At 70.0% G+C, this 22517-nt stretch carries 22 protein-coding genes and 1 pseudogene; 13 read left to right on the forward strand and 10 right to left on the reverse strand.

What is annotated here, in order from left to right:
* Window positions 1-141 precede the first annotated feature (141 nt).
* The 9 genes from E1294_RS00930 to E1294_RS00970 all read left to right on the forward strand — a co-directional run bounded on the left by E1294_RS00930 (window position 142) and on the right by E1294_RS00970 (window position 9111).
* The gene (locus tag E1294_RS00930) at window positions 142-984 is read left to right on the forward strand and encodes a shikimate dehydrogenase (RefSeq protein WP_132503689.1); all 843 of its coding nucleotides are present in this window, start codon (window positions 142-144) and stop codon (window positions 982-984) included.
* 555 nt (window positions 985-1539) lie between these two features.
* Window positions 1540-2109, forward strand: a complete 570-nt coding sequence (gene infC / locus E1294_RS00935; protein WP_281284075.1) for a translation initiation factor IF-3 — start codon at window positions 1540-1542, stop codon at window positions 2107-2109.
* 126 nt (window positions 2110-2235) lie between these two features.
* On the forward strand, window positions 2236-2430 hold the full coding sequence (gene rpmI / locus E1294_RS00940; protein ID WP_132503691.1) for a 50S ribosomal protein L35: 195 nt from the start codon (window positions 2236-2238) through the stop codon (window positions 2428-2430).
* Window positions 2431-2454: 24 nt separating this feature from the next.
* On the forward strand, window positions 2455-2838 hold the full coding sequence (rplT, locus tag E1294_RS00945) for a 50S ribosomal protein L20 (protein WP_132503692.1): 384 nt from the start codon (window positions 2455-2457) through the stop codon (window positions 2836-2838).
* A 234-nt stretch (window positions 2839-3072) separates the two neighbouring features.
* A complete protein-coding gene (locus E1294_RS00950; protein WP_132503693.1) occupies window positions 3073-3876 on the forward strand; it encodes a TrmH family RNA methyltransferase in 804 nt (267 codons plus the stop codon).
* A 50-nt stretch (window positions 3877-3926) separates the two neighbouring features.
* Entirely contained in the window at window positions 3927-5018 is a 1092-nt protein-coding gene (locus E1294_RS00955; RefSeq protein ID WP_132503694.1) for a sensor histidine kinase, read from the forward strand.
* Window positions 5019-5148: 130 nt separating this feature from the next.
* Window positions 5149-6189 (forward strand): phenylalanine--tRNA ligase subunit alpha, encoded by a 1041-nt coding sequence (gene pheS, locus E1294_RS00960; RefSeq protein ID WP_246082750.1) that lies wholly within the window; start codon window positions 5149-5151, stop codon window positions 6187-6189.
* Entirely contained in the window at window positions 6189-8741 is a 2553-nt protein-coding gene (locus tag E1294_RS00965; RefSeq protein WP_132503696.1) for a phenylalanine--tRNA ligase subunit beta, read from the forward strand. Before pheS ends, E1294_RS00965 begins: the two co-directional genes overlap by 1 nt.
* Window positions 8742-8874: 133 nt before the next feature.
* Window positions 8875-9111 (forward strand): hypothetical protein, encoded by a 237-nt coding sequence (locus E1294_RS00970; RefSeq protein WP_132503697.1) that lies wholly within the window; start codon window positions 8875-8877, stop codon window positions 9109-9111.
* Between the two features lie 3 nt (window positions 9112-9114).
* Here the strand turns inward: E1294_RS00970 and E1294_RS00975 are convergent, their stop codons facing one another.
* Window positions 9115-9717, reverse strand: coding sequence for a Uma2 family endonuclease (locus E1294_RS00975; RefSeq protein WP_246082741.1), 603 nt, complete (start codon window positions 9715-9717; stop codon window positions 9115-9117).
* A gap of 122 nt (window positions 9718-9839) precedes the next feature.
* Here E1294_RS00975 and E1294_RS57000 point away from each other — a divergent pair, with 122 nt between their 5' ends.
* Window positions 9840-10220 (forward strand): metallophosphoesterase family protein, encoded by a 381-nt coding sequence (locus E1294_RS57000; RefSeq protein ID WP_220447486.1) that lies wholly within the window; start codon window positions 9840-9842, stop codon window positions 10218-10220.
* Window positions 10217-10585, forward strand: a complete 369-nt coding sequence (locus E1294_RS57005; protein WP_220447487.1) for a metallophosphoesterase family protein — start codon at window positions 10217-10219, stop codon at window positions 10583-10585. The genes E1294_RS57000 and E1294_RS57005 overlap by 4 nt, the downstream gene beginning before the upstream one ends.
* 47 nt (window positions 10586-10632) lie before the next feature.
* Here the strand turns inward: E1294_RS57005 and E1294_RS00985 are convergent, their stop codons facing one another.
* The 4 genes from E1294_RS00985 to E1294_RS01000 all read right to left on the reverse strand — a co-directional run bounded on the left by E1294_RS00985 (window position 10633) and on the right by E1294_RS01000 (window position 14853).
* Complete coding sequence (locus E1294_RS00985) at window positions 10633-12033, reverse strand: MFS transporter (protein ID WP_132503698.1); 1401 nt, start codon at window positions 12031-12033, stop codon at window positions 10633-10635.
* A gap of 146 nt (window positions 12034-12179) precedes the next feature.
* Window positions 12180-12533, reverse strand: coding sequence for a nuclear transport factor 2 family protein (locus E1294_RS00990; protein WP_132503699.1), 354 nt, complete (start codon window positions 12531-12533; stop codon window positions 12180-12182).
* Between the two features lie 14 nt (window positions 12534-12547).
* Window positions 12548-12955 (reverse strand): hypothetical protein, encoded by a 408-nt coding sequence (locus E1294_RS00995; RefSeq protein ID WP_132503700.1) that lies wholly within the window; start codon window positions 12953-12955, stop codon window positions 12548-12550.
* 236 nt (window positions 12956-13191) lie between these two features.
* Window positions 13192-14853, reverse strand: a complete 1662-nt coding sequence (locus E1294_RS01000; protein ID WP_132503701.1) for a class I adenylate-forming enzyme family protein — start codon at window positions 14851-14853, stop codon at window positions 13192-13194.
* Between the two features lie 333 nt (window positions 14854-15186).
* Here E1294_RS01000 and E1294_RS01005 point away from each other — a divergent pair, with 333 nt between their 5' ends.
* Entirely contained in the window at window positions 15187-16854 is a 1668-nt protein-coding gene (locus E1294_RS01005; protein WP_132503702.1) for an endo-1,4-beta-xylanase, read from the forward strand.
* Between the two features lie 67 nt (window positions 16855-16921).
* Here the strand turns inward: E1294_RS01005 and E1294_RS01010 are convergent, their stop codons facing one another.
* The 5 genes from E1294_RS01010 to E1294_RS01030 all read right to left on the reverse strand — a co-directional run bounded on the left by E1294_RS01010 (window position 16922) and on the right by E1294_RS01030 (window position 21228).
* A complete protein-coding gene (locus tag E1294_RS01010; protein WP_132503703.1) occupies window positions 16922-17527 on the reverse strand; it encodes a VOC family protein in 606 nt (201 codons plus the stop codon).
* Between the two features lie 76 nt (window positions 17528-17603).
* Window positions 17604-17963 carry a hypothetical protein gene (locus tag E1294_RS01015; protein WP_132503704.1) on the reverse strand — a complete coding sequence of 120 codons (360 nt, stop codon included), beginning with the start codon at window positions 17961-17963 and terminating at the stop codon, window positions 17604-17606.
* A 180-nt stretch (window positions 17964-18143) separates the two neighbouring features.
* A complete protein-coding gene (locus E1294_RS01020) occupies window positions 18144-18965 on the reverse strand; it encodes a carbohydrate ABC transporter permease (protein WP_132503705.1) in 822 nt (273 codons plus the stop codon).
* On the reverse strand, window positions 18962-19876 hold the full coding sequence (locus E1294_RS01025; protein ID WP_132503706.1) for a carbohydrate ABC transporter permease: 915 nt from the start codon (window positions 19874-19876) through the stop codon (window positions 18962-18964). The genes E1294_RS01020 and E1294_RS01025 overlap by 4 nt, the downstream gene beginning before the upstream one ends.
* On the reverse strand, window positions 19873-21228 hold the full coding sequence (locus E1294_RS01030; RefSeq protein WP_132503707.1) for an extracellular solute-binding protein: 1356 nt from the start codon (window positions 21226-21228) through the stop codon (window positions 19873-19875). The genes E1294_RS01025 and E1294_RS01030 overlap by 4 nt, the downstream gene beginning before the upstream one ends.
* Window positions 21229-21335: 107 nt before the next feature.
* Here E1294_RS01030 and E1294_RS01035 point away from each other — a divergent pair.
* Window positions 21336-22508, forward strand: a pseudogene (locus E1294_RS01035) (ROK family transcriptional regulator).
* The last annotated feature ends 9 nt before the right edge of the window (window positions 22509-22517 follow it).

Raw genomic sequence — 22517 nt, forward strand, 5'->3', positions numbered from 1 at the left:
CAAGGCACCCGGCCGGAGGCCAAGGTCAAGGTCGGCGACGTGAGCATCGGCTCTGTGGACGGCCACGGCCTGGCCCGGCGTCGTACGGTGCCGTAACGCGCAGGCGATAGGGTCGTCATGATCGTGGGAGAAGGAGTGCGGATGCGGGCTGCGGTGCTGGGATCCCCCATCGGCCATTCGCTCTCGCCCTACCTGCACCGGGCCGCCTACCAGGCGATGGGGCTCGACGGGTGGAGCTATGAGGCGTTCGAGTGTGACGAGGCGCGGCTGCCGGGGTTGCTGGCCGAGCTGGTGCCGGTGCGCGGCTGCGAGCACGGCGGCGATGACGCCTGGGCGGGGTTGTCGCTGACCATGCCGCTCAAGCGGGCCGTGCTCCCGCTGCTCGACACGGTGTCCGAGGTGGCCGTCGAGGTCGGCGGCGCCAACACCGTGGTGTTCCGCGACGGTCTCCGGCACGGCGACAACACCGACGTCCACGGCATCAAGCAAGCGCTGGCCGAGGCCGGGGTGCCCGCGCCGGGCTCGGCGGTCGTGCTCGGCGGAGGTGCCACGGCGGCCTCCACGCTGGCAGCGCTGCGCGATCTCGGGCTGTTCCAGGCGACGCTGCTGGTGCGCGATCCCGCGCGGGCGGGGGAGACGGCTCAGGTGGCCGAGCGGCTGGGTGTTTCGCTGGCGGTGGAGACGTTCGACAAGATCGAGGCGGCGACGCGGGCGGATCTGGTGGTGTCCACGCTGCCCGCTGGCGCCGCCGACGCCTTCGCCGACCGGCTGGCGCGGGTGCCTGCGCTGTTCGACGTGGTCTACTCGCCCTGGCCGACCCGCGCGGCGGCGGCCGTCAAGGAGGCGGGCGGCACCGTGGTCGGTGGCTTCGCGATGCTGCTGCACCAGGCGGTGCGGCAGGTGGAGCTGATGACCGGCCGGCCGGATGTGCCGGTCGAGGCCATGCGCGCGGCCGGTGAAGCCGAGCTCCCGAGGCGGTCGTAGCCACCGGCGCGCACCGGATCAACGAGCGCGGCGCGGCACTGGTACCGGAACCGGGCCACCACGGTGGCGCAGCACTGGGTCACGTGGGTGGTGCGGCGGTTGGTTCGGGTACTGGGTCACGACGGTGGTGCGGCACTGTCCTGGTACCGGGCCCCACGACGGTGTAGCACTGGTTCGGTGCCGGGTGCCGGAGCAGCGGCCGGGCGACCGCAGTCGCGTGGCCATTCCCTGGGGAGATGTTTACCGGTAGGCCGTGGCCGGCCGGGATGATTCGGGGAGGCTCGGTGGTTGTGGTAATGTAGCTCTCTGATCGGTCCGGCATGCCTTGCTGGACGCGCAAGCGGAGGTCTCCTCCCACCTGAGTCGCCGAAAGGTGGCCGGGTCCAGGATCACGCCGGACTACTCCGGGGAGCTCGAGGCCACGAAGCCACAGAGCTCAGTGGCCCCGCATGCGCGACGTGCGGGGTTTTTCGCGTTCGCAGCGCGAGGGGCCCTCGGCACGACGAGCACGTAGGGATCGCAAACCTAGGAGGCCCCATCAGCACTGAGCCCCGCATCAACGAGCGTATCCGAGTTCCCGAGGTTCGCCTCGTGGGCCCGAACGGCGAGCAGGTAGGCATCGTCTCCATTCACGATGCGCTCAAGCTCGCCCAGGAAGCCGACCTCGACCTCGTCGAGGTCGCGGCAACGGCTCGACCGCCCGTGTGCAAGCTCATGGACTACGGCAAGTTCAAGTACGAGTCCGCGATGAAGGCGCGCGAGGCGCGCAAGAATCAGGCGCACACGATCATCAAGGAGATCAAGCTCCGGCCGAAGATCGACCCGCACGACTACGAGACCAAGAAGGGTCACGTGGTGCGGTTCCTCAAGGCGGGAGACAAGGTCAAAGTCACGATCATGTTCCGTGGCCGCGAGCAGTCGCGGCCGGAGCTCGGCTTCCGGCTGCTGCAGCGGCTGGCGGACGACGTCCAGGAGCTCGGCTTCGTGGAGTCCCACGCCAAGCAGGACGGCCGTAACATGATCATGGTGATCGGTCCGCACAAGAAGAAAGCCGAGGCCAAGGCCGAAAAGGCCGCAGCCAAGGCGCAGCGTGGCGGCGAGGAGCCTTCCACACAGGAAGCGTGACCCGCAGTTGGGGTTAGCCTTACGAACGCGACCCCAGCCAAGCCACCGGCAGACGAAGACGCCGCGACCGGGTCGGCCAGCACCGGCCCGGCCAGCGGCACGACCGAAACGAGGAGAGACGGCGACATGCCGAAGATGAAGACGCACAGCGGTGCGAAGAAGCGGTTCCGGCTCACCGGCACCGGCAAGATCAAGCGTCGCCGTGCCAATCGCGCGCACTACAACGAGTGGAAGTCGTCCACGTTGACGCGCCGTCTCAAGAACGAGGTCGTCCTTTCCGACGCCGACCACAAGAAGATCAAGAAGCTGCTCGCCAAGTAGCGCGAACCCCCGGGGAGAAGAATCATGGCACGCGTGAAGCGGGCGCTCAACGCCAAGAAGAAGCGCAAGGTCGTCCTCGAGAGGGCGAGCGGTTACCGTGGCCAGCGGTCGCGTCTCTACCGCAAGGCCAAGGAGCAGATGCTCCACTCGATGACGTACGCCTACCGGGACCGCAAGGACCGTAAGGGTGCGTTCCGCCGTCTGTGGATCCAGCGGATCAACGCCGCCGCCCGCCAGAACGGCCTGACCTACAACCGCCTCATCCAGGGTCTGCGCCTGGCCAACATCGAGGTCGACCGTAAGATTCTCGCCGACCTCGCGGTCAACGACAGCCAGACCTTCGCCACGCTCGTGGAGGCGGCCAAGAAGGCGCTCCCGGCCGACGTGAACGCTCCGGCCGCGAGCTGAGGCAGTTGCTTGAACGAGGGCCCACCGATGACGGTGGGCCCTTTGCTGTAGACGCGCACGAAGCGGTGCCTGTGGCGGGTCGCCGGACGTGGCTCACTGCGGGCGTGCACGAAGCGGTGCCCGCGGTGGATCGCCGGACGCGGTCCACCATGGACGCGCCCATCGTGCATCGGCGCGACTGCGGCGGGCCGCGGGCTGCGGTCCACCGGACATGGGCTAGGGCGTGGGGGGAGCATGGCAGGGTCCGAGCTGACCAACGTGCGGTCGCCGAGGGTCAAGGCGGCCCGGCGGCTCACCAAGCGGGCCTTCAGGGAGCAGGACCGTAAATTCCTGGCCGAAGGGCCGCAGGCGGTACGCGAGGCGCTCAAGCTCGACGGCGTGACCCTTGAGCTGTTCACCACGGCCGAGGCCGAGCTGCGCCACCCCGAGCTGATCATCGAGGCCACTCTCAAGGGCGTCCCCGTGCACCGGGCCAGCGGTGAGGTCATGTCGGAGCTCTCCCAGACCGTGACCCCGCAGGGGCTGGTGGCGGTCTGCGGGCTCGTGCACGTCCCCCTGGAGCAGGCCCCGGTGGGCACGCCCCGGCTGGTGGCGCTGCTCGCGCACGTGCGCGACCCGGGCAACGCCGGCACCGTCATGCGCGCCGCCGACGCCGCCGGGGCCGACGCGGTGATCTTCACCGACGCCTCCGTCGACCCGTACAACGGCAAGTGCGTACGCGCCAGCGCGGGCAGTCTTTTCCATCTTCCCGTCGTCATCGGTGCTCCGGTGGGCGCCGCCGTGCGTCACCTCAAGGAGCGGGGGCTGCGCGTGCTGGCGGCAGACGGCACGGGCAAGCGCACGCTCGACGACGTCGATCTGTCCGGCCCCACCGCGTGGATCTTCGGCAACGAGGCCTGGGGTCTGCCGGAGGAGATCCTCGCCGAGGCGGACGATGTGGTCAGGGTGCCCATCTACGGCCAGGCTGAAAGTCTCAACCTGGCCACCGCGGCGGCGGTGTGCCTTTACTCTTCCGCCAGGGCTCAGCGAGTGCCCTAGGCGGCGGGAAACCCGCTATTGTCGGCGATGTAGGCGGAGGAGGCGAGGTCGTGCACGGGGCAGACACCGACGGGCGCGTTGTGGCCGCCGCGTGCACGATAGCCATCGACGATCTCCCTGACGGCCTCATCGTGGCCGACCGAAATGGCTGCGTGGTGGCCGTCAACCGAGCCGCCGCGCGCCTCACCGGCATCGCCATGGAGCGCGCGGTCGGCCGGCACATGACCGACGTGTTCCCCTTCCGCGACCATGACGGGCGTGACTGGTGGAAGGCCCTCGACCCCGAGGGCGGGCTGCGCACGCGGAGCAGGGTGCCGGAGCGGCCGCTGCACCTGCCGGGCGGCCAGGAGCTCCACGTCACGGCCCGGTTCATCCGCGAGCCGGAGCGCGGCGGCGAGGTCGAGCGCGTCACGATCACCCTCAGAGACGGCGGCGCCCGGGCCCGGCTGGAGCGCAGCCGCGCCGACCTGGTCTCCACGGTGGCCCACGAGCTGCGCTCGCCGCTGACGAGCGTCAAGGGCTTCACCGCGACCCTGCTGGCCAAGTGGACACGCTTCACCGACGAGCAGAAGCGCGTGATGCTCGAGACCGTCAACAACGACGCCGACCGCGTCACCCGGCTCATCACGGAGTTGCTCGACGTCTCCCGCATCGAGTCGGGGCGGCTGGAGGTGCGCCGGCAGGTCGTCGACCTTCCCGCCAGGGTGCGCAGGCTCATCGCCGGGCGGGTGGCGTCCGGCGAGTCCGAACACCGGTTCCGCCTGGTCGTCGGCGACCACCTGCCGGAGATGTGGCTCGACCAGGACAAGATCGACCAGATCCTGGGTAATCTGGTGGAAAACGCGCTGCGCCACGGGCGCGGCACGGTGACCATAGAGATCGAGTCCGTTGGATGGGGAGTTGGCGTGTCGGTGCGCGACGAGGGCGAGGGCATCGAGCCCGAGCTGGCTCCGCGCGTCTTCAGGCAGTTCTGGCGTGGCGGAAACAGCCGCAGGCGTGGCGGCACCGGGCTCGGCCTGTTCATCGTGAAAGGCCTGGTCGAGGCGCACGGCGGCACGATCGCCGTGCAGCGCGCCCCCGAGGGCGGGGCGGAGTTCCGATTTACCGTGCCCACCGGCACGCCTGACTTCGCGACTCCATAGCGAGCGATTCGGGCCCGGTGGGCGGGTCCCACTAGACTCATTTCCGCTCAAGCCCTGGATACGGAGCTCACTCTTGTCTGACTACGACCCCGTCGAGGTGACACCGTTGCATGCCGACGAGGTGTCCCGCATGGAGGCCGACGCCGTCGCGGCGATCAAGGCGGCCGACGACCTCGACGCACTCAAGCAGGCCAGGCTGGCGCACGCGGGTGACCGCTCGCCCATCGCCCTGGCCAACCGGGAGATCGGCGCGCTGCCGCCGGCCGCCCGCGCGGAGGCCGGCAAACGTGTCGGCACCGCCCGTAAGGCGATCAACGAGGCGCTGGCCGCCCGCCAGGCCGAGCTCGAGGCCGAGCGCGACGCGCGCGTGCTCGTCGAGGAGAGCGTCGATGTCTCCCTGCCGTGGGACCGCCGGCCACGCGGCGCCCGCCACCCGCTGACCACGCTGCAGGAGCGCATCGCCGACGCGTTCGTCGCCATGGGCTACGAAGTGGCCGAAGGGCCCGAGCTCGAAGGCGAGTGGTTCAACTTCGACGCCCTCAACATCGCCAAGGACCATCCGGCGCGCTCCGACCACGACACGTTCTTCGTGGGCTCCACGGAGTCCGGCATGGTGTTGCGCACGCAGACCTCGCCGGTGCAGATCCGCGCGCTGCTCCAGCGCGAGCTGCCGGTCTACGTGATCTCGCCGGGCAAGACGTTCCGCACTGACGAGCTCGACGCCACCCACACTCCCGTCTTCCACCAGACGGAGGGGCTGGCCGTCGACGAGGGTCTGACGATGGCCCACCTCAAGGGCACGCTCGACCGGTTCGCGGAGGTGATGTTCGGCAAGGGCATCTCGACCCGGTTCCGCCCCAACTACTTCCCGTTCACCGAGCCCTCCGCCGAGATGGACCTCAAGTGCTTCGTCTGCCGCGGCGCCTCGGCGACCCCCGGCAATCCGCCCTGCCGCACCTGCAAGTCGGAGGGCTGGATCGAGTGGGGCGGCTGCGGCATGGTCAACCCGCGCGTGCTCATCGCGTGCGGGGTCGATCCGTCGCGATACTCCGGGTTCGCGTTCGGCATGGGCATTGAGCGCACGCTGATGTTCCGCCACAACGCCGAGGACATGCGTGACATGGTCGAGGGAGACGTGCGCTTCACCCTCCCGTTCGGAATGGAGATCTGATGAAGGTCCCGCTTTCCTGGCTGCGGGAGTATGTCGATCTCCCAGCGGTCACCGCCCACGAGGTGGCCGACAAGCTCACGGCCGCCGGGCTGAAGCTCGAGTCGATCATCTCGCACGGCCACGACGTCAAGAACGTCGTGGTCGGCGAGGTGCTCACCATCGAGGAGCTGACCGGTTTCAAGAAGCCGATCAGGCACTGCAAGGTCGAGACGGGCGAGGCGACGCCGCGCGAGATCGTCTGCGGCGCCACCAACTTCGTCGCCGGTGACCGGGTGCCCGTCGTGCTGCCCGGAGGGGTGCTGCCCGGCGGGTTCGAGGTCGGGTCGCGCAAGACGTACGGACGCATGTCCGAGGGCATGATCTGCTCCGAGCGCGAGCTCGGGCTCGGCGACGACCACAACGGCATCATGGTGCTGCCCGCCGGCACCCCGATCGGCCGCGACGTGGTCGAGCTGCTCGGCCTGCGCGACGAGGTGATCGAGCTGGAGATCACCCCCGACATCGGCTACGCGCTGTCGATCAGGGGTGTGGCGCGCGAGGCGGCGACCGCGTTCGGCGTGGCCTTCCGCGACCCCGCAGACGTCGTGCCGCCCGCTGAGACCGGGCCGTCGTGGCCCGCCTCCATCGCCGACCCGACGGCGTGCGACCGGTTCGTGCTGCGCGAGGTGCGCGGCTTCGACCCCGCCGCGCAGACCCCGCTCTCGATGCGCGTACGCCTGGCACGGGCCGGCATGCGTCCCGTGTCGCTGGCCGTCGACATCACCAACTACCTGATGCTGGAGCTCGGTCAGCCGCTGCACGCGTTCGACCGGGGCAAGCTCAGCGGCGAGATCGTGGTGCGCCGGGCCCGGCCAGGTGAGCGGCTGGAGACGCTCGACCACGTGGTGCGCGAGCTCGACCCCGACGACATCCTGATCACCGACCAGTCGGGGCCGATCTCGATGGCGGGCACGATGGGCGGCCTGGAGACCGAGATCTCCGACGGCTCGGCCGACATCGTCATCGAGGCCGCCCACTTCTCCGCGACCGGCATCTCCCGCGAGTCCCGCAGGCACGGGCTCGTGTCGGAGGCGTCCAAGCGGTTCGAGCGCGGCGTCGACCGTGAGCTGCCGCTCGTCGCCTCGTGGCGGGCCGTGCAGTTGCTGGCCGAGCTGGGCGGCGCCGCCATCCAGCCCGGCGTCACGCACGCCGAGGCCGAGGTGTCGCCGGCGCGCATCGCGATCCCGTCGGGCCACCCCGGGGCCGTGGCCGGCACCACCTACTCCAAGGAGACCGTGGTCGCGCGGCTGCGGCAGGTCGGCTGCGTCGTCGTCGACGGTGACGACGCCGCCGTGCGCCAGGGCGGTGTCGACCCGACCGGGGTCGTGACCGGCGGCGAGCTGGCGGCCAAGCTGGCCGTCACCGGCGACGACATGATCACGGTGACGCCGCCGTCGTGGCGGCCCGACCTCACCGACCCCAACGACCTGGCCGAAGAGGTCATCCGGCTGGAGGGCTACGAGAGCCTGCCGTCGGCGCTGCCCGCCGCCCCGGCGGGCGCCGGGCTCACCGAGGGCCAGCGGCTGCGCCGGCGAGTGGGCAGGGCGCTGGCCGAGGGCGGCTACGTCGAAGTGCTCAGCTACCCGTTCGTCAGCGCCGCCGACTTCGACCACCTGCAGTTGCCCGCCGACGACGCGCGCCGCAACGCCATGCGGCTGGCCAACCCGCTGTCGGAGGACGAGCCGCTGATGCGCACGACGCTGCTGCCGGGGCTGCTCAAGACCCTGGTGCGCAACGTCGGGCGCGGGTTCGCCGACGTGGCTCTGTTCGAGAGCGGGCCGGTCTACCGGCCGCGCGAGGGCGCTCCCGAGGCGGCGCCGGTGCTCGGGGTGGGGCGCCGGCCGACGGCCGAGGAGCTCGCCCCGATCGAGGCGGCGTTGCCCGACCAGCCCTTGCGCGTCGCGGTCGTGCTGACCGGCGAGTTCGAGCGGTCCGGCTGGTGGGGTGCCGGCCGGCAGGTCTCCTGGGCCGACGCTGTGCAGGCCGCCCGGCTGGTGGCGGCCGAGGCGCGGGCCGAGCTGTCCATCAGCGCCGACCAGCACGAGCCGTGGCACCCCGGCAGGTGCGCGGCCCTCTACCTCGGCGACACGCTGGTGGGACACGCCGGCGAGCTGCACCCACGGGTCATCGAGGTCTACGGCCTGCCGGCCCGCACGTCGGCGATGGAGCTGGAGCTGTCGCGGCTCGAGGCGGCCATGCCGGGCCCTGTCGAGACGCCTCCCGTATCCGCCTATCCGGTGGCCACCCAGGACGTCGCGCTGATCGTGCCCGACTTCACGCCGGTGGCAGACGTCGAGGCGGCCCTGCGCGACGGCGCCGGTGAGCTGCTGGAGTCGATCCGGCTGTTCGACGTCTACGAAGGCGAGCAGGTGGGCGAGGGCAACAAGTCGCTCGCCTACTCGATGCGGTTCCGTGCGGCGGATCGGACCCTGACGGTCGAGGAGACCACGGAGGCGCGGGACGCGGCGGTGGCGATGGCGGCCGACCGCGTCGGTGCCCAGCTCCGCGGGTGAATGGGTTTCCGGAGGGCTGGCGCGGCGGGGCGTCGTGCCGGTCCTTGCCTGACGCCACCGATGTAGTGCGCTCATGCCGTGTGAACAGCCGTACACGCTCGCGGATCAGAGTGCCGGATGCGACTATCAGGCTATGAGTGTGCTTCTGGTGTTCGGCGAGCGGGATGACGCCGAAGAGGTCGCCGAGACGCTGGGGGAGTGGTTTGCCTCGCTCGGGGTGCCGCGGGTGGTGCGGGAGACGCTGGCCGGGGAGGACGACGCCGAGGACGCCCAGTGGCTGGTCGTCGTCGTCGAAGGCATGGACGACGGCACGCTGGCCAAGGTGGACGAGCTGGTCGCGCGGTACGAGGGGTGGCGGGAGGCGGGCTGAGGCTCAGATGCGGTCGATTGCATCGAGGTCGATGTCGAGGTCGAAGGGGATCGTCAGCTTGAGCCGGTCGTGGTGGATTCCGGTGAGGGCGTAGGACTTGGTGGCGGGGTCCAGCTCGTACGCGTAGACGACTGCTTTGCCTGACTGATTCTCTATGCGCCAGAAGTGGGGGATGCCGGCGCTCGCATAGAGCTGCGGCTTGCGCTGGCGGTCGCGCGTTCTGGACTCTGGTGAGACTACCTCCGCCACCAGCAGGACATCACTCGCGTGATAGAAGGTCTGCTCGGCGTGCTCCTCGGCGGTTGCGGAGATGAGACAGAGATCCGGCTCGGGGCGCTGGTCCCTGTCGAGGATGACGCTCATCTCCCGGCGCACCCTGAGATCTACCGGTGTCGCGCGACGCACTTCGCTCTCGAGGAGCGAGGTGACACGCATATGGAAGGACGCTTGGGGGCTCACGAAGACCAAGCTTCCGTCAATCAACTCTGTGTGCGCAGGCAAATCCGGAATGTGATCGAGGTCTTGAGCGGAGAAACCTTCGGGAGGGGGGAAGACCCAGTCAGGCAGCGAGGAAGACGACATCTCGATCACCGCTTCGGCAGTCATGGCTCAACGCTACCAATCTAATGTGCTCACGCCAGGTGAACGGGCGCACACATGCCGCATTGGTTGTTCGTCCGGTGCGAACAGTGCCCCCGCTCGTCGTCGGCCGGCGGCAGAGTGGCCGCATGCGTGTAGCCGTGTTGTCCGACATTCATGGGGTCCTGCCGGCGCTCGAGGCCGTGCTGGCCGAGCCCGAGGTTGCCGCCGCCGAGCTGATCGTGCTCACGGGTGACATGGCGGCGGGGCCGATGCCGGTTGAGACGCTCGACCTGCTGGTCTCGCTGGGGGAGCGGGCTCTGTGGGTGAGCGGGAACGCCGACCGGGAGCTGGTGGAGGCGGTTCGGGGGAAGACGAGCGAATATGCGGTCTCCCAGTGGGCGGCCGAGCAGTTGCGGGACGACCAGGTCGTGTTGCTGGCCGGGCTGCCCGAGCGGGAGGTGGTCGAGCTGGGGCGCCTGGGGGAGACGTTGTTCGTGCACGCCACGCCGCGCATGACGAGGACATGATCCTCGTGGACAGCTCGTTGGAGCGGTGGGGCGAGGTGCTGGCGGGGGAGGGCGCCGCCACCGTGGTGCTGGGCAACACCCACATGCCTTTCGTGCGGCTGGCCGATCGGGTGCTGGTGGTCAACCCGGGGTCGGTGGGGATGCCGTACGGGCGGGAGGGCGCGCACTGGGCGCTGCTCGACGGTGAGACCGGGGCCGTCACGCTGCGGTCCACGCCGCTGGACGCGGCGCGGGTGGGGGAGCGGCTGGTCGCCGGGAGCCGTTTCGCGGGGATCGAGGAATGGGTGGGTCACTACGTCACCGATGTCTATTCCGACGCCGAGGCGTTGCGGGAGTTCGCCAAGGCGGAGCGGCGGCCCGGCTAGGCGGGCCCGACCGGTCCAGGTGGCGGACCGGTCAGGTGGCGGGCTCGTCAGGCGGTGTCCTGGTTGGGTGGTGGGCCAGGCGGTGGGCCGGTTGGGTGGCGGCTCGGTCGTGTGGTGGCTGGTTGGGCGGTGGCTTCCTCGGTGTGTTCCTCGGTGGGCTTCTCGGCGGCCGACCCCCTGCGGGCTTTTTCCGCCAGGGCGTGCTCGTCCGTACGGGCGTCGTACCTGCGGAACTTTGGCAGGGCGGCGGCCAGTCCCAGGACGGCGGCGACGCACAGCAGGCCGCCGGCCCCGAGGGAGAAGCGGGTGCCGCCGAGGCTGGCCATCAGGCCGGCCCTGGCGTTGCCCAGCATCGGGCCGCTGGCGTAGGAGAGCAGCTCGATTCCCGCCAGGCGGCCGCGTAGTTCCTGCGGGATGGTCTGGTTCCACATGGTCATCCGGAAGATGCCGCTGATCATGTCGGCCGCGCCCGCCAGGGCGATGCAGACGACGATGAGCCAGACGTTCGTGGCCAGGCCGGCCAGGGCGACCGCGACGCCCCACAGCCCGGCGGCGATGATCACGCCGAGGCCGTGGCGTTGCACGCGTGCCGTCCACCCGCCGGTGAGCGAGGCGATCAGCGCGCCCACCGCGCCCGCCGAGTACAGCAGCCCCAGCGCCTGGGGCGCGCCCAGCTCGTCGGCCAGGAACGGGAACAGCGCCGTCGCCATCGCGAACACCATCGCGGCGATGTCCACCAGGTAGCTGCCCATCAGGTCGCTGCGCCCCATCGCGTAACGCATGCCCGCGACCAGCGACGTCAGCGACGCGGGCGCGGCGTCCTCGGCCGGCGGCAGCGACCGGATCCGCCACAGCAGCAGCAGCGACAGCACGAAGGTGAGCGTGTCCATCCCGTACGCGGCGGCCGAGCCGTAGGTCGTCACCAGCAGGCCGCCGAGCGCCGGGGCGACGATGGCGCCGAAGTTCCAGCGCAGGCTCGTCAGCACCGCGGCGGCGCCCTGCTGCTCGTGCCTGACCACCTGCTGGAACACGGCCTCCATGCTGGGCCGTTGCAGGCAGGCGATGCCCGTGGAGACGGCGCCCACCACGTACAGGACCCACACCTGGGGCTCGGGCAGCAGGGCGTTGGCCATGAGCGCGCCGGAGGTGACCAGCAGGCCGACCTCGCTCCACAGGATGATCGTGCGGCGGTCGTGCGCGTCGGCCATGGCCCCGCCCCACAGGCCGCACACCACCATCGGCACGAACTCGGCCAGGCTCACCAGCCCGACGGCGAGGTAGGAGTCGGTCAGTTCCTTCATCTGGAACGGGATCGCCACCATGGTGATGAGCGTCCCGAACATCGTGATGACGCCGGAGACGAAGAGCAGGCGGTAGTCGCGGGAGTCGCGCAGCGGACTCACGTCGAGGGAGAGGTGACGAAGGAAACGTTTCACTCCAGCGGGCACGAGAGTGAATTGTCCGGCGAACGTGCTGGCCCGGCAAACCGTTTTCTGCGCCAGGCTCTCTGGGGCCGGCTCTCTGGAGCACGCGGGAGGCCCCCGGCGGAGCCGGGAGGCCCCCGGCGGAGCCGGGGGGCCTCGAGGGCGTCGGGTCAGGCGGCGGGTGCCTTGTCGAGGAAGCCGAGCACCTTGCGGATCCGGCCGTCCCCCGCCAGCTCCACCACGTCGTAGCCGACCGCCACCGGCTCGCCGTCCGCCGGGCCCAGGTGCCAGGTGAACCTGGCGAGGTGGCGGTGGGCGTCGTACAGCTCGCCGGGCGTGAACACCAGGCCGGGGAACATGCCCTGCGCGCCCTCGATCACGGCGGCGATCCCGGCGTGCCCGGAAACGTCGGCGAGCGGGTCGGTGTACGTGGCGTCCTCGGTCCACAGCTCGGCCACGGCCTTGGCGCGGGCCTGCGGGTCGGTCTCGTTCCAGACGGCGATGTAACGTTCCACGAGGGTCATGGTCTTCTCCTTGGTCACGTGGTGCGGGTCTTGCGCAGGCCGACGATCTGGAGCTCGGCGAACACGGCCACGAGCAGTGCCTGGGCGATGGCCCAGACGGCGCCGGCGGTGGTGAGGTCCAGCGCCCCGGTGACGACGGCGGCGATGCTGCCGAGGGTCCAGATGATGTTCAGGGCGATCACCGCCCTGGTGGCGGCCGGGCTGATCGTGCGGCGGCTAGCCAGCAGGCCGACCGCGGCGCCGTACACGAGGAGGAAGGCGCCGATGCCGCGCGGCAGGGCCGCGTCGGGGCCGAGCAGGCTGCTCACGGGGGCGGCGGCGGCCAGGTAGAGCAGCCCGTTGCCGCCGGTGACGACGGCGTCGGACGCGAGTACGAGACGCAGGAACTTCGTCCGGTCGGTGGTGACGGTCAGGGCGGTCATTTCGGCTCCTCCAGTGGTCGGTGCGACACGTGAACGATGTCAGCCACGGGATAGGGGCCGCGATTACGCGCGAGGTAAGCAGGCGTGCGAGAGGGCTCGGGAAGGGCGTCACCACGTGCGGGAACGCTGACTCTGTGATGACCGTCACGTCGGTGTTCGCAGGCCGGTGCCCGGCGACGGACGTGATCGGGAGCGCCGCCCGGACACCTCAGGAGGAGGGCGGCCGGGCGGGCCGGTCAGGCTCCCAGGATCTCCCTGCGCAGACGGGTCTTGAGGATCTTGCCGCCGGGGTTGCGGGGCAGCTCGCCGTGGCGGAACCACACGTGCACCGGGATCTTGAACGTGGCGATCCGGCCGGTGAGGAACGCCCGCAGCTCCCCGGCCGTGACCGAGGCGCCCGGCGCCAGGCGGATGACCGCGCCGACCTCCTCGCCCAGCTCGTCGTGCGGCACGCCGATCACGGCCACGTCGTCCACCGCCGGGTGCTCGAACATCGCCGCCTCCACCTCCGCGCAGTAGACGTTCTCGCCGCCCCTGATCACCATGTCCTTGGCCCGGTCGACGATGTAGACGAACCCCTCCTCGTCGATCCTGGCCAGGTCTCCGGTGTGCAGCCAGCCGTCGATGAACGTCTGTGCCGTCGCCTCCGGCTTGTTCCAGTAGCCCAGGATGACGTTGGGGCCGCGGACGCAGAGCTCGCCCACCTCGCCAGGCGGCAGCTCGCCGCCCGCCGGGTCGACCACCCGCACGTCGACCACGGGCAGCGGCCGGCCGATGCTGTCGGGCCTGGCCTGGTAGTCGGCGCCGCCGTTGCCGATGGCCAGGGCGGTCGTCTCGGTCATGCCGTAGCCGTTGGAGGGCGCGCGGTCGGGCAGGTTCTCGCCGATGCGCTCCAGCAGCCGGGGCGGGGCGGGGGCGCCGCCGTAGCCGAGGCTGGTCAGGGACGACAGGTCGTACGTGCCGAAGTCGGGGTGGGACATCAGCTGCCAGGCGTTCGTGGGCACCCCGATCATACCGGTGATCTTCTCCCGCTCGATCAGGGCCAGCGCCTGACCGGGGTCCCACTTGTACATGAGCACCAGGCCGCCGCCGCTGAACATGGAGGTGGTCAGGGCCGAGAAGGAGCCGGTGACGTGGAAGAGCGGAACGGTCAGCAGGGTGACCCGGCGGGTGCCCACCGAGGTGGCCGGGTCCTTGCCGGCCATGGCGAGCGCGCGCATGTGCCCGTACCCGACGGTCATGGGTGACTGGCCCAGGTTGCGGTGGCTGCCCAGGGCGCCCTTGGGGCTGCCCGTGGTGCCGGACGTGTAGAAGATCGTGGCCGGGTCCTCGGGGGACAGCTCCACGTCGGGCAGCTCGGCGCCGGCGGCGACCTCGTCGAGCACCTCCGCGAACGGGCGTGCTCCTTCCGGCGCCTCGCCCCTGGCGACGATCATGGGCACGCCGGTCGAGGCCAGCCTGGCGGCGCGCTCACCGTCCGCGATCAGCACCTTGGCGCCGGAGTCGCGCACGCCGTAGGCCAGTTCGGCCTCCGTCCACCAGGCGTTCAGCGGTACGGCGATCGCTCCGGCCGCCAGCGCCGCGGAGAACGAGATCACCCACTCCGGGTAGTTGCGCATGGCCACCGCCACCCGGTCGCCCTTGCGCACGCCGTAATCGTCGACGAGGCGGCGGGCGAGGGTGGCGGCGCGGCGGAAGTGTTCCTCGAACGTGATGTGCTCGTTCTCGTAGACGAGGAAGTCCTTCTCGCCGTGGAGCCGGCTCGTCTGCAGGAGCGCGCGGAAGTGTCCTGGAGCGTGTTTCCAGGTGCGAATCCCGGTGTCGCCGATCTCCTCGATCTCGAACAGCTGGCCGGGGCCGGTGAGCTGGTCCTGGGCCTGGGCGTGCGAAAGAGACATGCGCAGAACTCCCGCAGTGGACGATTATTCCGGAAACACTGTACCGACCGGTAGGTACGTCACGCTAGACCAGGAACAATGGGCCGATCGGGGGTTTCTGGAGCGGCGCGATCGGGGAAGGTTGCCTGATGCCGTGACGACCGGGATTCGGTGCGCGGCGCCTCCGGATGATGAAAGTTTCACACTCCTTCCGATAATTTCTGCCTCCCAACTGCTTCTTTAGGGCGGGCTCGGGCTTGGCGTTGACCGCATGGGCGCATGTCCATACCGTCTCCGGTGCGATCCTGTCCGGGTCGAAAACTTTCGGAACCGAGTGCCTGCCTCCGGAGGTAGATGTCCGTGCGTCCGTCCTCGCTCATCAGAGCCCTCACCCTGGTGGGGATGCTCCTGACCTTCCTCCTCCCCGTCACCTCGGCCGAAGCGTCGGCGCCCCTGCGGGCGCACGCGCAGAGCCGGGGCAAGTTCATCGGTGCGGCGCTCGCCACCAGCCCGCTGTCCAACGAGACCGCGTACCGCAACATCGCGGCCAACGAGTTCAACCAGATCACCGCCGAGAACGTGATGAAGTGGGACACCACCGAGCCCAACCAGGGCCAGTTCAACTTCTCCGGAGCCGACGCCATCGTCAACTTCGCCACCCAGAACAACCAGCAGGTCCACGGCCACACACTCGTGTGGCACAGCCAGACGCCCGGCTGGGTGCAGAACCTCGGCGCCGGCGCCATGCGCGAGGCGATGGAGAACCACATCGCCGAGGTCGTCGGACGCTACGCCGACAACCCGGCCGTGGTCTCGTGGGACGTGGTGAACGAGATATTCGACGACAACGGCGGCTGGCGCTCGTCGTTCTGGTACAACACGCTCGGCCAGAGCTTCGTCGCCGACGCCTTCAGGGCCGCGCGTGAGGCCGACCCCGACGCCCGGCTGTGCATCAACGACTACAACGTCGAGGGCGTCAACGCCAAGAGCACCGCGATGTACAACCTGGTCCGGTCGCTGCGCCAGCAGGGCGTGCCCGTCGACTGCGTCGGCATCCAGGGGCACCTCGCCATCCAGTACGGCTTCCCGAACGACCTGCAGCAGAACATGGAGCGCTTCGCCGCCCTCGGCGTCCAGGTGCGCATCACCGAGCTGGACATCCGCATGCAGATGCCCAGAGACTCCTCCAAGGACGCCACACAGGCGACCTACTACCGCAACGCCGTCAACGCCTGCCTGGCCGTCACCGCCTGTGCGGGTGTGACGATCTGGGGCTTCACCGACAAGTACTCGTGGGTGCCGGACACGTTCCAGGGACAGGGCGCCGCGCTGATCTACGACGAGAACTACCAGAAGAAGCCCGCCTACAACGCCGTGCACGACGCGCTCGACGACGGCTCGAGCAGCGACGACACCACGGCGCCGAGCACACCGGGCACACCGTCGTCGAGCAGCGTCACCGCCGGCTCCGCCAGGCTGACGTGGACCGCCTCGACCGACAGCGGGGGGAGCGGGCTGGCCGGCTACAACGTCTACCGCGAGCAGGGGGCCAGCGACACGCAGCTCGGCACGACCACCACCAACTCCATCACCCTGACCGGGCTGACCCCCGAGACCGAGTACGTGGTGTACGTGCGGGCGCGTGACGGAGCCGGCAACCTGTCCGGCAACTCGCCCACGACCACGTTCACCACGGCCGAGGGCGGCAGCGGAGGGGGCGGCTGCACCGCCGCCGGCACCGTGCAGAACCAGTGGCCCAACGGGTACGTGGTGCAACCGGTGACCGTCACCAACGCCGGCACATCCGGCATCTCGGGCTGGACCGTCACCTTCACGCTGCCGCCCGGGCACACGCTGGCCGGCTCGTGGAACGCCGCCGTGACCGTCAGCGGGCAGACCGTCACCGCCAGGAACGCCGGCTACAACGGCACCCTGGCGCCGAACGCCAGCACCAGCTTCGGCTTCCAGGTCACCCGGCCGAACGGGAACACGCAGACGCCGTCCGGCTACACCTGCGCCTGATGGTCCGCACGATCCCCCGGGTGAGGCCCTCGGGGGATCGTCGCCGTCGTGCCGGAGTGCGGGGCGGTCAGGGCTCCAGGGTGACGCCTTCGCGCCGGAGGTCCTCGATGATGCCGTCGACGAGCTTCGTCGCGGCGGTGTGGTGGAGGCGGCCGTCGTCACGCAGCTCGCGGACGGCGGGCACGGGGTCGGGGTCGGCGAACAGCCGCTCGTCGGCGTGGTCGGCGGGGCGGCCGGTCGGGTCGAGCGTCCACCAGGAGGCCTCAAGGGCGATCCCGTTGGGGTCGCTGAAGTAGATCGAGCGCAGGAAACCGTGGTCGATGACGTCGGTGACCTCGCAGCCATGCGCCTTGAGCCGGTCGCGCAGCCGGTTGAGCGCGTCCTCGTCCGGCAGGTGCAGGGACAGGTGGTCGAACTGCGCCGCCCTGGCGTACGGCACGCCGGCGGGTTTGGCGAAGCTGTCGATGGGCTGGTCGGTGTATTCGAAGAAGGCGATGGTGTTGCCCTGCGCCACCTCGAAGAAGTAGTGCCTGAACGCGGGGACGGCGAGGGTGGCGACCAGGCGGGCATCGAGCACGCCGTGCCAGAACCGCACGGTGGCGTCCATGTCCGCGGTCACCAGGGCGAGGTGGTGCACGCCGCGCCAGTGCACCGTTTCCGGGGTCGAAGCCATGCGACAACAGTACGCCTTTCAACTAGTTCTGTTCAGTCAGAACTTCCTTCCGGTCCGCCGGCGCGGCCCTCGCCGGTCAGGGGGCGACGGCGCAGTGTTCGCCGCTGCCGCCGGCGTAGCTGAAGCACGCCTCGTCTCCGCTGACGAGCGGCGTCAAGGGCCGGAACTCTCCTTCGATCGCCTCGCCGACGACCTGCGTGGTGACGGAGCCGGAGGCGGGAGTGCCGTTGACGGTAAAGGTCAGGCCTATCGGCGCCGGGGCGTTGTTGATCCTGAACCAGAATCGGAAGTCGCCGGGCGCTCCGCGGACCTCCTGGCAGGCAGGAGCGTCCGGCAGGCAGACCAGCACCGACGAGGGGGAGGGCGGCGCGGCCAGCGCGGCCGCGGGGGAGAGCGTCGCGGTGAGGGCGAGCATCCCGGCCGCCGTGGCCGCCACGGCCCCGAGGGCTCGCGGGAGACGGGGGCTCGGACACGAACTGGCCTGCGCGGGCATGGGGGCTCCGTTCTCTGCCGAATGGTGACACCCATGTCTAACGTTCGGTCAGGCTTTCGGCAAGAGGCGACGGGCCCCCACGGGCCGGATCGTGCGCCCGGCGACGGCCAGGCGCGGCACACCTCAGCCCTTCACCGAGCCTGCGAAGCTGAACGAGCCGGCCAGATACTTGTTCACCGCCACGTAGAGGATCACCGCCGGGGCCGTGTAGAGGATGGAGAACGCGGCCAGCTGGCCGTAGGCGACCTGCCCGTACTGGGAGAAGAAGGTGTAGATGGTTACCGCGGCCGGCTGCTTCTCCGGCGTGTCCAGCAACACGAACGGGGCGAAGAAGTTGCCCCATTGCCCGACGAACACGAAGATCGCCACCACCGCGATGCCCGGCGCCATCAGCGGGCCCACCACGGCCGTCAGCGACCGCACCCAGCCGGCGCCGTCCACCCATGCCGCCTCCTCCAGGCTCACCGGCACCCCGTCCATGAAGTTCTTCATCATCCAGATCGAGAACGGCAGCGAGCTGGCCGTCAGGAACAACACCATCGCCGGCACGGAGCCGTACAGGTTGAAGCGGAAGAACATCGCGTAGACCGGCACCAGGACCGCCGTCATCGGCAGGCCGGTGGTGAACAGCAGCGTCAGCATGAAGTGCCGGCGATAGCGGAGCTGGTAGCGGGAGAGCGGGTAGGCCGCCAGACCCGCCACGAACACCGTCAGGACGGCCGTGGACCCCGAGATCACGATGGAGTTGATCAGTGGGAGGATCAGCGTCTCCCACGTCAGCACCGCCGTGAAGTTGTCCAGCGAGAAGTTCAGGGTCGGCTGCGCGGCGAGTGTCGCCTCCGGCTGGACCGAGGAGATCACCACCCACAGGAACGGGCCGAGGAAGGCCAGGCAGATGATCAGGAGCGACAACCCTGCCGCCCCGCGGGCCGCGAGCCTGGTCACGCGTCCTCCACTTTGATCAGGCGCAGGTAGATCAGCGAGAACAGGGCGCCGATCACCAGCATGACGAGGGCGATCGCGGAGCCGTAGCCGATCTCGAAGTAGCGGAACGCCTGCTCGTACATGTAGAGCGGCGTGGTCTGGCTGGCCGTGCCCGGCCCGCCGCCGGTGAGGGCGTAGATGAGGCCGAAGCTCGCCAGGGTCTGCAGGGTGATCAGCATGAGATTGGCCATGATGGATCTGCGGATCAGGGGCAGGGTGATGTGCAGCAGGCGGCGGCCCGGGCCCGCTCCGTCCACGGCGGCGGCCTCCACCAGGTCCTTCGGCACCTCGGAGAGGGCGGCCGAGTACACCAGCATGGAGAACGCGGTGCCGCGCCAGACGTTGGCCAGGATCACCGCCAGCATCGGGGCCGTGTAGAGCCACTCCTGGGAGATGCCGAGCACCGAGTTGAGCGTGCCCTCCTCGGCCAGGAACGAGAACCAGCAGGCCGCCGCCACCACCTCGGGCACCACCCAGGCGGCGATGACGACCCCGTTGACGACGCTGCGCGTCACCCTGCCGCGCCCGCGCTGGAGGAGGGCGATGAGCAGGCCCAGGGTGTTCTGGCCGATGACGGCCGACCCGATCACGAAGACGAACGTGAGGACGAAGGAGTTGATGAAGTTCGGGTCGTTGAAGAGCCTGGTGAAGTTGGCCACGCCCACGAACTGGGAGTTGACCGAGGCCGAGCCGGTGAGCGTCTCGTTGGTGAAGGCGACGTAGACGCTCCACAGGATGGGGCCGGCGAGGAAGAGCGCCAGCAGGACGATGGCCGGCCCCAGGGGGAGCAGCCAGCGCAGCACACCGCGCCGCGACGAGCCGCTGGGGGGCGTGCTCGTCACGGGCGGGGCCGGCGCTGTGGCGACCGTCATTTGGCCAGCACCTTGTCGGGGCCGCCCACGGCGGTGGGCAGCGCCTTCGCGTAGGTGGCGGTGGCCTCCTCAGGAGTCTGGGAGCCCGTCGTGACGGCCTCCAGGGCCTCCTGGATCTGGGCCGACACCTTCGGGTACGCCTCGAAAGCCGGCCGGTAGTGGGTCACCGAGGCCAGGTCGGTGAAGAACTTCACGCTCGGGTTGTCGGCGGTGTACTTCGGATCGGCGGCGACGTCCTTGCGGGGGGTCAGGTCGCCCGAGCCCAGCGCGTACGTCAGCGAGTTCTCCTTGTTGGTGGCCACCGCGATGAAGTCCCACGCCTCCTGCTTGTTCCTGGCGTAGGAGCTCATCGCCATCACCCAGCCGCCCGACATGCTGACCGCGCCCGGCTCCTCGCCGTTCTGCGTCGGCATGGCCGTCCAGCCGATCTTGTCCTTCCACTCCGCCCACGGCTTGGTGCTGGTCGGCTTCCACGCCGCGGCCGTCCACGCGCCGTCGAGCGCGATGCCCAGCTTGGCGTTGGGGAACCACTCGTAGTTGGCCTTGTCGGCGAGCTTGGCGTTGTGCGCGTCGGCCTGCTTGGGCCCGAGCTCCTCGCGGTAGATGGTGTTGACGAACGTCAGCGCGTCGGTGAACTGCTTGCCGCCGGCCACCCACTTCTTCTGCGCCTCGTCGTAGAGGGTGCCGCCGGGCGTGCCGTACAGGAGCATCTCGAAGCCCTGCATGGTCGACGCCTCACCGTGGATCTTCGTCGAGTACATGGTGAACGGGATCACGTCGGGCAGCTTCGTCTTGATGGTGCGAGCGGCCGTCAGGACGTCGTTCCAGGTCTTCGGCTCCCACGGGACGGGGAGGCCGGCCTTGGCGAAGACGTCCTTCTGGTACCAGAGGCCGCGCGTGTCGGTGCTGATCGGGACACCGTAGATCTTGCCGTCGCCGCCCTTGGCGGCCTGCTTGACCGAGTCGGGAAACTGCTCGCTCCAGTCGGGCCACTTGGCCAGGTAGTCGTCCAGAGGGGCCAGCTTGCCCGCCGCGACGTCGGCGTTCACCTGGAACGTGTCGTGCAGATAGACGTCGGGAGCCGAGTCAGGAGACCGGTTGAGCAGGGCCAGCTTGGTGTAGTAGGCCTCGTTGTTGCCCTGGACGGGTGTGAGTTTGATGGTGACGCCGGAGTGAGCGGCTTCGTACTGCTTCTTGGCGTCCGTGAGCATCTTCTCCAGATGCGGCCACGTCGGCTCGACCTTGTAGAGGACCTCGAGTTCCTTGCTGCCGGAGGCGTTCTGCTCGGTGTCGGCGCCACAGCCGGCCACGGCTGTCAGCAGCAGGAGGGAACCGGCCAGCGTACGTCTCATCACGGGCTCCCGGTGGTTCTTGGGTTGCCAGGGAAGTTTCCTTGGGGTTGCCGAGAAGCTAAATCTATTTGATTTACAAAGTCAACAGTTTGTGTGATATTGGCGACATGCAGCTGGGCACGAACCTGCCCAAGGTGGGGAGCTACAACCGCGCCGTGGTATTGGAGGCGATCCAGGCCTCCGACGGGATCAGCCGCGTCCAGATCGCGGCCCGCACCAGGTTGACCGCGCAGACCGTGTCGGTGATCGTCCGCCGGTTGCTGGAGGAGGGGCTGGTCATCGAGGACGGCTCCGCCCCGTCCAACGGGGGCAAGCCGCGCACGATCCTGCGGATCGACCCGGGCGCCGGCTACGCCATCGGCGTGCACTTCGATCCTGGGGAGATCTCCTGCGTGCTCGCCGACCTGGCCGGGCGGCCGGTCGCCCGGCTGCGCCTGCCGGTGCGGCCGGGGCACAGGCCGGATGCCGTGGTGCGGCAGATGGCCAGGGCCGCGCGGCGCATCCTGAGGGAGGCGGGGGTCGCCGACGGCAAGGTGCTGGGAGTGGGCCTGGCCTGCCCCGGCCCGCTGGACGGCGACGGCGTGATGGTGTCGCCGCCGCGCTTGCCCGGCTGGGACCAGGTGCCGATCAAGAGCCTGCTGGAGGAGCACACCCGCTTTCCCGTCACCGTGGACAACGACGCGACGGCCGCGGCGATCGGGGAGCGGTGGGCCGGGACCGCGCGGGCCACGCCGAGCTTCGCCTACCTCTACCTGGGGACGGGCATCGGGGGCGGGATCTTCCTCGACAACCAGGTGTATCGCGGGCGGTCGCTGAACGCCGCCGAGTTCGGGCACATCACGGTCGAACCGGACGGCCCCGAGTGCTACTGCGGCAACCGGGGATGTGTGGAGGCCGTCTGCTGCCCGAGCGCCATCGAGGCGGCGCTGGGCAACGGGGCCGACCACGCCGCCATCTGCGCGGCGGCCGCGCGCGGCGAGACCGAGGCCCGCGCCGTGATCTAACGCGTGGCCGGGCGGCTGGCCGACGCCGCCGTCAGCGTCGTGAACATGCTCGACATCGACCTGCTCGTGCTCGGCGGGCCAGCGCTCAGGGAGGTGGGCGGGCTCTACCGCGACGTGATCGCGGCGGCCGTGTCGACCAGGTCGCTCGCCAGGCGGCTGCACGCGGTCCAGGTGGAGACCTCGCCGATCGCGGCGGACGCCGCCGCGATCGGCGCGGCCTCGCTGGTCTTCCACGCCACGTACGCGCCCCGCCTGGGGGCGCTGCTCAGCGGCTGAGCGGGCCGC

Origin of the sequence: Nonomuraea diastatica, assembly GCF_004349015.1 — a bacterium.
Taxonomy (GTDB): Bacteria; Actinomycetota; Actinomycetes; order Streptosporangiales; family Streptosporangiaceae; genus Nonomuraea; species Nonomuraea diastatica.

Coding starts and splice junctions, on each gene's coding strand:
- E1294_RS57000 (WP_220447486.1), top strand. CDS start 9,840: ATGCGTGTAGCCGTGTTGTCCGACATTCATGGGGTCCTGCCGGCGCTC.
- E1294_RS00995 (WP_132503700.1), bottom strand. CDS start 12,955: ATGACCGCCCTGACCGTCACCACCGACCGGACGAAGTTCCTGCGTCTC.
- E1294_RS57005 (WP_220447487.1), top strand. CDS start 10,217: ATGATCCTCGTGGACAGCTCGTTGGAGCGGTGGGGCGAGGTGCTGGCG.
- pheS (WP_246082750.1), top strand. CDS start 5,149: ATGGAGGCCGACGCCGTCGCGGCGATCAAGGCGGCCGACGACCTCGAC.
- E1294_RS01000 (WP_132503701.1), bottom strand. CDS start 14,853: ATGTCTCTTTCGCACGCCCAGGCCCAGGACCAGCTCACCGGCCCCGGC.
- E1294_RS01010 (WP_132503703.1), bottom strand. CDS start 17,527: ATGGCTTCGACCCCGGAAACGGTGCACTGGCGCGGCGTGCACCACCTC.
- E1294_RS00965 (WP_132503696.1), top strand. CDS start 6,189: ATGAAGGTCCCGCTTTCCTGGCTGCGGGAGTATGTCGATCTCCCAGCG.
- E1294_RS00990 (WP_132503699.1), bottom strand. CDS start 12,533: ATGACCCTCGTGGAACGTTACATCGCCGTCTGGAACGAGACCGACCCG.
- rpmI (WP_132503691.1), top strand. CDS start 2,236: ATGCCGAAGATGAAGACGCACAGCGGTGCGAAGAAGCGGTTCCGGCTC.
- E1294_RS00950 (WP_132503693.1), top strand. CDS start 3,073: ATGGCAGGGTCCGAGCTGACCAACGTGCGGTCGCCGAGGGTCAAGGCG.
- E1294_RS00975 (WP_246082741.1), bottom strand. CDS start 9,717: ATGACTGCCGAAGCGGTGATCGAGATGTCGTCTTCCTCGCTGCCTGAC.
- E1294_RS01025 (WP_132503706.1), bottom strand. CDS start 19,876: ATGACGGTCGCCACAGCGCCGGCCCCGCCCGTGACGAGCACGCCCCCC.
- E1294_RS01030 (WP_132503707.1), bottom strand. CDS start 21,228: ATGAGACGTACGCTGGCCGGTTCCCTCCTGCTGCTGACAGCCGTGGCC.
- E1294_RS01005 (WP_132503702.1), top strand. CDS start 15,187: ATGTCCGTGCGTCCGTCCTCGCTCATCAGAGCCCTCACCCTGGTGGGG.
- E1294_RS00930 (WP_132503689.1), top strand. CDS start 142: ATGCGGGCTGCGGTGCTGGGATCCCCCATCGGCCATTCGCTCTCGCCC.
- rplT (WP_132503692.1), top strand. CDS start 2,455: ATGGCACGCGTGAAGCGGGCGCTCAACGCCAAGAAGAAGCGCAAGGTC.
- E1294_RS00970 (WP_132503697.1), top strand. CDS start 8,875: ATGAGTGTGCTTCTGGTGTTCGGCGAGCGGGATGACGCCGAAGAGGTC.